At 78.9% G+C, this 4,919-nt stretch carries 1 protein-coding gene; it reads right to left on the reverse strand.

From position 1 onward, the window contains the following. Positions 1 to 4,919: amino acid adenylation domain-containing protein (locus ACFV6I_RS37665; RefSeq protein WP_380430596.1), on the reverse strand; the 4,919-nt coding region annotated here is incomplete at both ends.

The following is a 4,919-nucleotide window of genomic DNA, read 5'->3' on the forward strand; positions in this document are numbered from 1 at the left end:
TGCGCCGCGCGGCGCCCCCGCCCAGCAGGGCGGTGCGCAGCGGCGTATGGGACCACCTGTCGATTCCGCGGCCGAGAGCGGCTGCGCTCCAGGCGTCCAGCCGCTCCGGCGGGACGTCGAGGAAGCGGGGCGCGGCGGACGGGACGGCGGCGAGGACGGCCTCGGCGAGGTCGGCGTCGGCGGGCGGGGCGTCGGCGGGCGGGGCGTCGGCGGGCGGGGCGTCGGCGGGCGCGAGGATGCGCTGCTCCGGGCCGTCCGGGCCGTACGGCAGGACGGTCCGCAGGGCCTCGTGCCGGGCCACCAGGTCGCCGAGGGCGGCCCGCAGCGCGGCGGGGTCGAGCCCGCCGGTGAGGTCGAGGGCCAGCGTGGTGAGGTAGTCCGGGCGGTGCTCGCCCAGGTAGTTGGCCGTCCACAGGCGCAGTTGGGCGGGGGCGAGCGGCAGCCGGTCGGGCCGGGCCGTCCGGTCGCCGAACGCCGGGGCGCTGCCGTCGGCGCCGTCGGTCCCGTCGGCACCGTCGGTACGGGCGGCGCGGTCGAGCCGGTGGTCCAGCCCGGCCACCGTGGGCGCGTCGAACAGCTCACTGAGCGGCACGTCGACCCCCAGGGTGGACCGGATCCGCCCGGCCAGCCGCATCGCGGCGATCGAGTTGCCGCCGAGCGCGAAGAAGTCGTCCTCCGGCGCGACCGCCGGCACCCGCAGCACCTCCGCGAACAGCGCCGCCAGCACCTCCCGGCGGGGCGAGCGGGTCGGTGCCGGGGCCGACCGCTGCGGCGGGCCCAGGGCGGTCGTGTCGACCTTGCCGTTGGCGTCCAGCGGCAGCGCGTCGACCGGGACGAGCACGGCGGGCACCAGGTGGCGCGGCAGCCGCCCGGCGAGCCGGCGGCGCAGTTCGCCGGCGGCCACCGGCCGGTCGGCGACCACGTACCCGCCCCGCGCGCGGCCCGCCGGGCCCGCCCCGTGCGGCACCACCCGGGCGGCGGTGACCTCCGGTTCGGCGCACAGCGCGGCCTCGATCTCGCCCGGCTCGATCCGGAACCCGTTGATCTTCACCTGCCGGTCCGCGCGCCCCAGGAAGTGCAGCCGGCCCTCGGTGTCCCACCGGCCCAGGTCCCCGGTGCGGTACAGCCGGCCGCCCGGCGGGCCGTACGGATCGGCGACGAACCGCTCGGCCGTCCGGGCCGGGGCGCCGTGGTAGCCCGCGGCCAGGCCCTCGCCGCCCAGGTGGATCTCGCCGGGGACGCCCGGCGGCACCGGGCGCAGCGCGGCGTCCAGCAGCAGCACCCTCGTCCCCGCGAGCGGGCGGCCGATCGGGACGGCCCCGCCCTCGCGGACCGGGCCCGCCGGGACTTCGTGTCCCAGGGCGAAGGTCGTGCTCTCCACCGGCCCGTACAGGTCCAGCAGCCGCTGGCCGGGCGCGGCCCGCCGGGCCCGGGCGAGCGCCGCCGGGGGCACGACGTCGCCGCCGGTGCAGATCAGGCGCAACCGGGCCAGGGCCGCCGGGATCTGCTCGGTCAGCAGGTCGAACAGGCCCGCCGTCAGCCAGGCCGCGGTGGCGCCGCCGCGCTCGACGGCCCGGGCGTAGTCCGCCGGGGTCAGCTCCCCCGGCGGGGCCACCACCACCTGGCGGCCGGTCAGCAGCGGCATCAGCAGCTCGTACACCATGGCGTCCCAGGCGTGCGGCGAGTGGAACAGCACCCGGTCGTGGTCGGGGCCGTGCCACAGCGGGTCGTCGGCCAGGGCGAGGATGTTGCGGTGGGTGACCGCCACGCCCTTGGGGCGGCCGGTCGAGCCCGAGGTGTACAGCAACTGGGCGACCTGCCCGGGCCGCACCTCCACGTCGGGGTCGTCCGTACTCCCGCCCGCCCGCCGGGCCGCCGCCAACAGGTCGGCGTCCAGCAGCAGTTCGGTGCCCGCCTCGGCGGCGAGCGCGCGCAGCCGCTCGGCCGGGAACCCCGGGTGCAGCGGGACGCAGACGGCGCCGAGCTTGGCCAGCGCCAGCATCGCCACCGGCACCTCCGGGCTGCGCGGCAGCCGCACGGCGACCCGGGTGTCGGGCCGCACCCCGAGGGCCGCCAGGTGGTGGGCCAGCCGGTTGGCGTCGGCGTTCAGCGCGCCGTACGTGGTGGTGGCGTCCGTGGCGGTACCGGTGCCGTTCGCGGTGGCGCCGTCGACGTGTCGCAGGGCGATCCGGTCCGGGTGGTCGGCCGCCAGCCGCTCGAACCGCGCGCCGACCGACACCGGTTCGGCGTCGGCCGCCGGGCCGGTGCCCCAGGCCCGCAGCCCCGCCCGCTGGACGGGCGGCAGCAGGTCGACCCGGCCGGTGGTCAGCGCGTCCGCGCCCGGACCGGCCAGAGCGGCGCAGGCGGCCGTCAGCAAGGTGCGCAGCCGGTCCGCGTCGAGGTACCGGTCCAGTTCGGCGGGGCGCAGCTGGAGCCGCACGTCCAGGCCGCCCTGGCGCGGCAGCACCACCAGCGAGAGCGGGTAGTGGGTGCCGTCGAACGGTTCGACGGCGCCGATCCGCAGGCCCGGCGCGGGCTCGACGAACCCGGCCTCGTCCAGCGGGTAGTTCTCGAACACCAGTGAGCTGTCGAAGAGCCGCCCGGCGCCGGCGGCCTCCTCCACCGCGGTGAGCCCCAGGTGCTCGTGGTCCAGCAACGCGGTGCGCTCCCGCTGGAGCCGGGCGGCGAGCTCGCGCAGCGGCTCGCCCGGGTGCAGCCGGGCCCGGACCGGAACGGTGTTGATCAGCAGGCCCACGAGCCGCTCCGCCTCCGGCAGTTCGGCCGGGCGCTGGGCGACGGTGGTGCCGAACAGGACGTCGTCGCGGCCGGTGAGGTGGGAGAGCACCAGCGCCCACGCCGTCGCCACCAGGGAGCCGAGGGTCACCTCCCACTGCGCGGCGCGCGCCCGCAGCCCGGCGGTGAGCCCGGCGGGCAGGGTGAAGACGCTCGTCGACGGGCCGTCGTCGGCGCCCTCGCCGCCGGCCGGAGCGGGCCGGCCGACCCGGGTGGGCTCGGCCCCGGCGAGGGCGGCGCGCCAGGCGCCGCGCGCGGCCGCGTCGTCGCGCCCGGCCAGCCAGTCGAGGTAGCGGCGGTAGGACGGCGCCGGGGGCAGGTCGACACCCTGGTGCAGCGCGAACAGCTCGCGCAGCACGATCGGCACCGACCAGCCGTCCAGCAGCAGGTGGTGGTGGGTGAAGACGAGCCGCCACCGGTCGGCGGCCAGCCGCAGCAGGGTGAAGCGGATCAGCGGCGGCGTGTCGACCGCGAACGGCCGGCGGTCCTCCTCCACGAGCCGCCGGGCGGTGGCGGACTGATCCCGCTCCGCCCGCCCGGTGAGGTCCACGGTGCGCCAGGGCAGCGTCACCTCGACCGGCACGACCTGCTGCGGCGGGCCGGACTCGCCGCTGGTGAAGGCCCCGGCGAGCTGCGGATGGCGCGCGAGCAGCCGCCGGGCGGCGTCCTGGAGCCGCTCCGGGTCGATCGCGCCGGTGAGGTCGAGGACGAGCTGCACGAGGTACGGGTCGCGGCGGCCGTCGTGGGCGGCGTAGCGGGAGTGGAACAGCAGGCCGGCCTGGAGCGGTGTGGCGGGCAGCAGGACGGCGGCGGGCGCGGCGGCCTCGGCGGAGGCTTCGGCGGACGTTTCGGCGGGCGCCTCGGACTGGGCGTCGGCTGCGGGCCCCTCGGCGCGGGGCGGGGCGGCGGACGACAGGGTGGTGAGGGCCTGCTCCCAGCGGGCGGCGAGTTCGGCCACCGCGTCGGCGGCCAGCACGCCGGCCGGCCAGGCCCATTCGACCCGCAGCCGCGGGCCGTCCGGGCCGGTCTCCACGAAGGCGTCGACCGAGAGGGTGTGGGCGAGCGGCAGGGTGGGGTCGGCCTCGCCGCGCAGGGTGCCGGGGACGGGCTGCCAGGGGCCGCGTCGGGTGGTGTCGAAGCGGCCCAGGTAGTTGAAGGCGATCGGGGCCGGGCGGTCGGGCAGCGTGCCGGACCGCTGGAGCAGCCCGTACGTCAGGCCCCGGTGGGGGGTGGCGCGCAGGCGCTGCCGGGCGGCCGCGACGGCGCGGGCCAGGTCGTCGGCGGCGGCGAGGTCGTCGGTGGGGGCCAGGTTCTCGACGCGGGCAACTCCCCCGGTGTCGGGCGCGGCCGGGCCGGTGTCCAGCAGGACGGGGTGGATGACCGTGAACCAGCCCAGCGTCCGGGAGAGGTCGAGGCCGTCGAGGGCCGCGAGTTCCGGGTCTCGGCCGTGGCCCTCGACGTCCACCAGGAGCGGGCCGTCGGCGCTGCGGGCGCGCCAGCCGTGCAGGGCGGCGGCGAGGGCGCCGAGGAGGATCTCCGGTACGGCGGCGCCGAGTCGGTCGGGCAGGTCGGTCAGCAGGGCGGCGGTCGGGCCGCCGCCCAGGGTGGTGCGCAGGGTCGCGGCCCCGGCCACGGTGTCCCGGGTGCGGTCCAGCGGCCGGGTGCCGATGGTCCCGGTGCCGGCGGTCAGCAGGCCGTGCCAGTGGTCGCGGTCGGCGGCGACCGCCGGGTCGGCCTCGGCGGCCCGCAGCGCACGGGCCCAGTCGGCGGCCGTGACGGGGACGGCGGCGAGGTCGGCCGGGTGGCCGTCGGCGGCGGCCCGGTGGGCCCGGGCGAGGTCGTCGAGCAGGATCCGCCAGGAGACGCCGTCGACGGCGAGGTGGTGGATCACCATCAGCAGCAGGCCGCCCTGGTCGCCGTCGAACCAGACCGCCCGCAGCAGGTCGCCCCGGTAGGGGTCGAGGCGGCGGCGGGCGTCGTGCCGCTGTTCCGCGACGAGTTGCAGCAGGGCGGGCGCCGGGTCGCGGCCGGGGGCGGTGGCGAGGCCCTCGCGGGCGAGGTCGATCCGGTGCAGCAGCGGGGCCGCCGGGACGGTCCCGGCGGGACGGATCTCGAAGGCGACCGGC

Source organism: Kitasatospora sp. NPDC059803 (genome assembly GCF_042732255.1).
Lineage (GTDB): Bacteria > Actinomycetota > Actinomycetes > Streptomycetales > Streptomycetaceae > Kitasatospora.